Origin of the sequence: Hydrogenophaga sp., assembly GCF_041633695.1 — a bacterium.
GTDB lineage: Bacteria > Pseudomonadota > Gammaproteobacteria > Burkholderiales > Burkholderiaceae_C > Hydrogenophaga.
On sequence record NZ_JBFJMY010000308.1, the window covers coordinates 1 to 5,150 of the forward strand.

8 protein-coding genes are annotated in these 5,150 nt (G+C 64.7%); 2 read left to right on the plus strand and 6 right to left on the minus strand.

All coding sequences use genetic code 11. From position 1 onward, the window contains the following. Positions 1–258: LysR family transcriptional regulator (locus ABYB95_RS16630; protein ID WP_372659671.1), on the minus strand; the 258-nt coding region annotated here is incomplete at its 3' end. 154 nt (positions 259–412) lie between these two features. On the opposite strand from ABYB95_RS16630, the gene ABYB95_RS16635 reads away from it, so the two are divergent. Both ABYB95_RS16635 and crcB read left to right on the plus strand, forming a co-directional pair. Beyond that, positions 413–1,387: a recombination-associated protein RdgC gene (locus ABYB95_RS16635; RefSeq protein WP_372659672.1), complete on the plus strand. Its 975-nt coding sequence runs from the start codon at positions 413–415 to the stop codon at positions 1,385–1,387. A 22-nt stretch (positions 1,388–1,409) separates the two neighbouring features. Continuing rightward, positions 1,410–1,793: a fluoride efflux transporter CrcB gene (crcB, locus tag ABYB95_RS16640; protein WP_372659673.1), complete on the plus strand. Its 384-nt coding sequence runs from the start codon at positions 1,410–1,412 to the stop codon at positions 1,791–1,793. 24 nt (positions 1,794–1,817) lie between these two features. Here crcB and ABYB95_RS16645 read toward each other — a convergent pair whose 3' ends face one another. The 5 genes from ABYB95_RS16645 to ABYB95_RS16665 all read right to left on the minus strand — a co-directional run. Then, the gene (locus ABYB95_RS16645; protein WP_372659674.1) at positions 1,818–2,270 is read right to left on the minus strand and encodes an OsmC family protein; all 453 of its coding nucleotides are present in this window, start codon (positions 2,268–2,270) and stop codon (positions 1,818–1,820) included. A 141-nt stretch (positions 2,271–2,411) separates the two neighbouring features. After that, the gene (locus tag ABYB95_RS16650) at positions 2,412–2,711 is read right to left on the minus strand and encodes a hypothetical protein (protein ID WP_372659675.1); all 300 of its coding nucleotides are present in this window, start codon (positions 2,709–2,711) and stop codon (positions 2,412–2,414) included. An 8-nt stretch (positions 2,712–2,719) separates the two neighbouring features. Continuing rightward, a complete protein-coding gene (locus ABYB95_RS16655) occupies positions 2,720–2,974 on the minus strand; it encodes a MoaD/ThiS family protein (protein ID WP_372659676.1) in 255 nt (84 codons plus the stop codon). Between the two features lie 59 nt (positions 2,975–3,033). Beyond that, the gene (locus ABYB95_RS16660; protein WP_372659677.1) at positions 3,034–4,383 is read right to left on the minus strand and encodes an NAD(P)/FAD-dependent oxidoreductase; all 1,350 of its coding nucleotides are present in this window, start codon (positions 4,381–4,383) and stop codon (positions 3,034–3,036) included. 89 nt (positions 4,384–4,472) lie between these two features. After that, on the minus strand, positions 4,473–5,150 hold a 678-nt coding region (locus ABYB95_RS16665), incomplete at its 5' end, for an aldehyde ferredoxin oxidoreductase C-terminal domain-containing protein (protein ID WP_372659678.1).

Genomic DNA, 5,150 nt, shown 5'->3' on the forward strand with positions numbered 1-5,150 from the left:
CAAGCCCGAGCCCATTTCGGACTTGATTTCGCGTTGCATCTCCAGCAAGCGGCGCGCGTACGAGAAGAAGCGCGTACCGGCCACGGTGAGGCGAAATTGTTTGTCGCGCCGGTCCAGCAGCAGCACGCCGAGCTCGTCTTCGAGCGCCGATATGCGGCTGGACATGGCCGACTGGGTCAAAAACATCTTTTCCGCCGCGCGCGTGACGCTTTTGAGCGAGGCCACCCAGTAAAACGCCTCAACAAAACGCAAGTTCATGTCTGCTCTTTCCTCGTGAAAACACCGCCGGCTGGCCCATTTGGCGCGCTGTCGCGCGGGCCAGGGCCTGTTCTGGGCATTGTCGGGTCCAGGACGGGCATCATCCACTAAGATTTGCACCTCCCATGGCAAGAGCCTCAACCTAAGGAAGTCTGTGTTCAAGAATGTGACGATCTACCGCATCGCGCCCGGATGGGATGCGACGCTGGAGTCGATGGAAGCCGCGCTCGATGCGGCGCGTTTTGTGCCCTGTGGTGCCACCCAGGACAAATCGGTGGGCTGGGTAGAACCCCGGGGCGAGGCCCATGGCCCGCTGGTGGAGTCGGTGGCGGGGCAGCGCATCCTCAAGCTGCGCATCGAAACCAAGGGCGTGCCGGGTTCGGTGGTGCGCGAAAAAGCGCAAGAAGAGGCCGACCACATCGAAGCCACCACCGGGCGCAAGCCCGGCAAAAAAGAAACCAAGGCCTTGCGCGAAGAGGCCTTGCTCACCTTGTTGCCACAGGCTTTTGCGCGCCAGTCCCAGGTCTGGATCTGGATGGATCTGAAAAACGGCTGGCTGGTGACCGATGCCAGCAGCCAGGGCAAGACCGACGAGGTGATCACCGCGCTGGTGCGGGCCTTTGACCAACTGAGCGTGACGCTGCTGCAAACCGAGGTGACGCCACAAACCGCCATGACGCAATGGCTGAGCGCCACCAGCAGCGACGAATGGCCGGGCGGTTTCAGCGTGGAGCGCGAATGCGAACTCAAGTCGGGTGACGAAGAAAAGTCGGTGGTGAAATTCACCCGCCACAACCTCGCCACCGACGAGGTGCGCCAGCACATCGTCGAGGGCAAGCTGCCCACGCGCCTGGCCCTGAGCTGGGAAGGCCGCATCGGGTTCGTGCTGACCGAAGCCATGCAACTCAAAAAACTGAGCTTTCTCGAAGGCGTGTTCGATGGCCGCCCCGATGAAGGGGAAAGCGGCTTCGATACCGACGTGGCGCTCACGACCGGTGAGCTCACGCAACTCATACCCGCCATGATCGAAGCCCTGGGCGGCGAGATGAGCCTGGGTCCGGCCACCGCACCCAGCCAGCCCATGCAGGCGGTAGACGAGGCACAGAGTGCCGACGATCCACCGTTCTGACCTGCCCTGAAAGCCCCCGACCATGCTTGCCGTCATCGCGATCTGCCTGGGCGCCTCCATTGGCGCTTTGTCCCGCTGGCAACTCAGCCTGTGGCTCAACCACGGCCAGGCGCTGCTGCCCTGGGGCACATTGGCCGCGAACTGGATCGGCGCCTATGTGGTGGGCGTGGCGGTGGTGTTTTTCCAGAGCCAGACGCAGATCGACCCGGCCTGGCGGCTGGCCATCATCACCGGCTGTCTGGGTGCGCTCACCACCTTCTCCACTTTCTCGGTGGAGACGGTATCCATGCTGCAGCACGGGCGCTGGCTGCTGGCCGGTGGCAGCGCGGCCCTGCATTTGCTGGGCTCGCTGGTGCTCACCTACGCGGGCATGCGCACGGCCGCGCTGTGGTTCGCACCGGCCTGACGGCGGACCGCCACCCGACCCCGTTCAGCCCTTGATGGTGGCGCCGCTGCCGTCCAGCACCTGGACCTGGATCGCGATGCCTTGGCGCACGCTCATGGACACGGTGCAGAAGTCCTCGAACTGGGCCAATACGCGGTCCAGGTGTTCGATCTCGGACGCGGCACAGCCCAAGCTCAGCTTCACCTGAATGGATAGGACACGCAGGCGTTTGTCGGCGTTGCGCCCCAGTTCGAGCGAAGCGGTGGCCTGCAGCGTGCCTGGGTCTTGTTTGAATTTTTGCAGGGAAAACAACAAGCTGGCGCTCAGGCAATTGGCCACCGCCGCCATCAGCAGTTGGTCGGGGGCCGGGCCGCTGCCTTGCCCCAGGGGCGCGGGTTCGTCGGCCAGCAGCTGGGGCATCAGTGCGCCAAAGTCGACCAGAAACTGGTAGCCGCTCTGGCGGGTGACGGTGACGGTTGCGGTGGTGTTTTCGCTCATGTGGGCTCCAGCGGTTGCGGTGGTGGGCATGCCCCTCGGCACCCGCAGAACCCCGTCAAGGATCAGGGCAGGCCCGGTGTGGGGAAAAGCCCATCATGACAGCCCATCCCCCTGCCCCACCTGCGCTGGATCAAACCCGCGTCAACCGCCACCGCGCTGCATATAGAGATCGAAGCGCTTCATGAAGGTGTAGCGCTGTGCACCATCCAGCCCGGTAAACCGGAACGCCACCTGCAGGCGCGGCATGCGCATGAGGGCGATGACGCGTGGCTCCTGCACGCACCATTCGAGCCGCAGAGCACCGGGCTCGATCAGCACCCGCGCCGATGCGCCGTCCTGCGTCCAAGGCCGCTCGCCAATGGCCGCGGGCAGCCACCCCAGCCATTCTTTCTCGGTACATCCCATGTCGCGGACAAAGGACTCGGCATAAGCAGACTGCATGAACGCCTTCAGCCTCCGGCAATGGGTGGCCAGATGGCCAGCACATCGCCTTCTTGCAAGCGGGTGCTCATGTGCTCCGCCGGTTGGATGTAGCGCCCATTGACCAGCACCAGGTGCACCAGCCTGGGCGGCAGGCCATAGGGTTCGATGATCTGGCTGATGGTGGCCTCGGGCGCAATGTCCAGCACCATCTGGTTGCTGCGCCGTGCCTCGAACGGGAGGTAGTCGGTCAGCATGGCAAAGAGTTTGAAGGTGATTTTCATGGCGGATGGCTGTGTACGGCGGCGCGCGCGGCGCCGCCGGGTGGCGCCTGGACGCGGGCTTATCGGCGGCGCTCGTCGTCGGCGCCGCTCCAGTCGCCCTGCCCCTGTGCGCTGGCCAGGTAGGCGTCCATCAGCCGGGTCGGGTCTTCCATCAAGCGGTCTTTCCAATCCCCCAGCCGCACCTGGCCTTCGACCAGGCCGCGCATCACGCCCACATGCTCGGTCCAACCCACGCTGTTGCACCCCACCAGGGTGTCGTCCACGAATTGCAGGCTCAGGTGTCGGCCCGCCGCCTGGTCGGTCAGTTCCACGTGCTGGCCACCGGGCACGCCTTCCCAGTTGCCAAAACTGGTCGAGATCATGCCCAGGGTGTCGAGCACGTTGATCTGGGTCACCCCTTTGAGCTCGGTGCGTTGCCCGACCATGTTGAGTGCGGCCACGCGGGCCTGCTCGGCCGCGTTGGGCTGGATGGCGCTCACAATGGTTTTGCCGCTCACCTTGTCGAAGGCTTCGGCACAGTCGCCCGCCGCGTACACGTTGGGCACATTGGTCTGCAGGCATTCGTTGGTGAGCACGCCTTGCAGGCAGGTGATGCCCGAGTCTTTCAGAAAGCCGATGGCAGGGCGCACACCGGTGGCGCTGATGACGAGATCGGCCTGCACCGATTGACCGCCCGAGAGCCGCACGGTCAAACCCTTTGCCGCTGACTTCTCGGCGCCCATGCCCACGGCGCTGGCCAGTTTGTCCAGCAGGCCACTGGGGGCCGACGTCTGGGCGGCTTCAATCGCTTCCACCTTGGTGCCGGTGAACACCCGCACGCCTTTTTTCTCGCACCAGTCGCGGATCATGCCCCCGGCCGTGGGGCCCATCATGCGCGGCACCATGCGGTCGCCCATTTCCACCACGCTCAGCTCCACGCCGCGTGCGGCCAGCGCTTCCATGATGATGCAACCAATGAAGCCCGCGCCCATTTGCAATACGCGGGCGCCGGGTTGGGCCAGGGCTTGAATGGCCCGCGCGTCGTCCAGCGTCCAGCACGGGTGCACGCCGGGCAGGTCCATGCCGGGTATGGGTGGGCGCACCGGGTGCGAGCCGGTGGCGATCAGCAGGCGGTCGTAGGACAGCGTGTCGCCGTTGTTGAGCTGCACCGTTTGTGCAGCCACATCCACCGCCGTGGCCTGTGCGTGCACGGCTTTCACACCCAGATCCTGGTAGTGGCTATCGGACTTGCGCAAATAAGTGCCGCGCTCGTCGATGTTGCCGATCAAGAGATAGGGAATGGCCATGCGCGAATACGGCGGCTCGGCCTCGTCTCCCACCAGGGTGACGGTGTCGCCAGGGGCTTGCTTGCGCAAGGTTTCGGCGGCGATGACACCGGCGGGTCCGGCTCCCAGAATGACGTGGTGCATGGTGCTCTCCTGCAAACAAAAACGGGGGCAGACTGAAAGCTGCCCCCGGTGTGCTGATGTGCCACCCGGTTACCGGATGGGCGCTGGCCTCAGAGGCTCAAGCGGGTCCGGGTCTCGGCGGTGGGGCGGCCTTCTGGGTCCCAGCCGCGCGCGGCGTAGTACTTGGGCATCATCTCGGCCAGCATATTGACCTTGCCCTTGGATGGGCCGGTCTTGCAGGCTTCGGTGAGCAAGCGCTTGGGCAGGCTGTCGTCCTTGGCGGTGAAACCGGCGGCGTTGTTGAATTCGCGCTCCATGTTCCAGATGCGCTCACCGATTTTCTCCAGCTCTTCGGTCGTGTACTCGTCGCCGCAGGCCGCTGCCATTTGCGGCGCCAGATCGGCCAAGCCCCAGGCGAAGGTGGTGAACACGCACAAGCCCGAAGAGTCGAATGCAGCGGTCGCGTCCTGGAAGGCTTTCACCAACTCCGGCTTGCCTTCGTGCTCCACCGGGTCGGTCTTGACCGGAATGCCCAACACTTCGGAAGCGATGGTGTAGCCGCGCAGGTGGCAGCCACCCCGGTTGGACGTGGCATAGGCCAGGCCAATGCCCTGGATGGCGCGCCCGTCGTAGGCCGGGAATTCCTGGCCCTTGCTGGTCATGCTCAGATCGGGCTGGCCGTATTTGGCGGTCAGCCGCTTGGAACCGGTGCCGATTTCCTTGCCAAAGCCGCGCCCGTTGACGGTCTCTTCGACCAAAAAGGCCAGCGCATGCGCCGAACCAAAAGG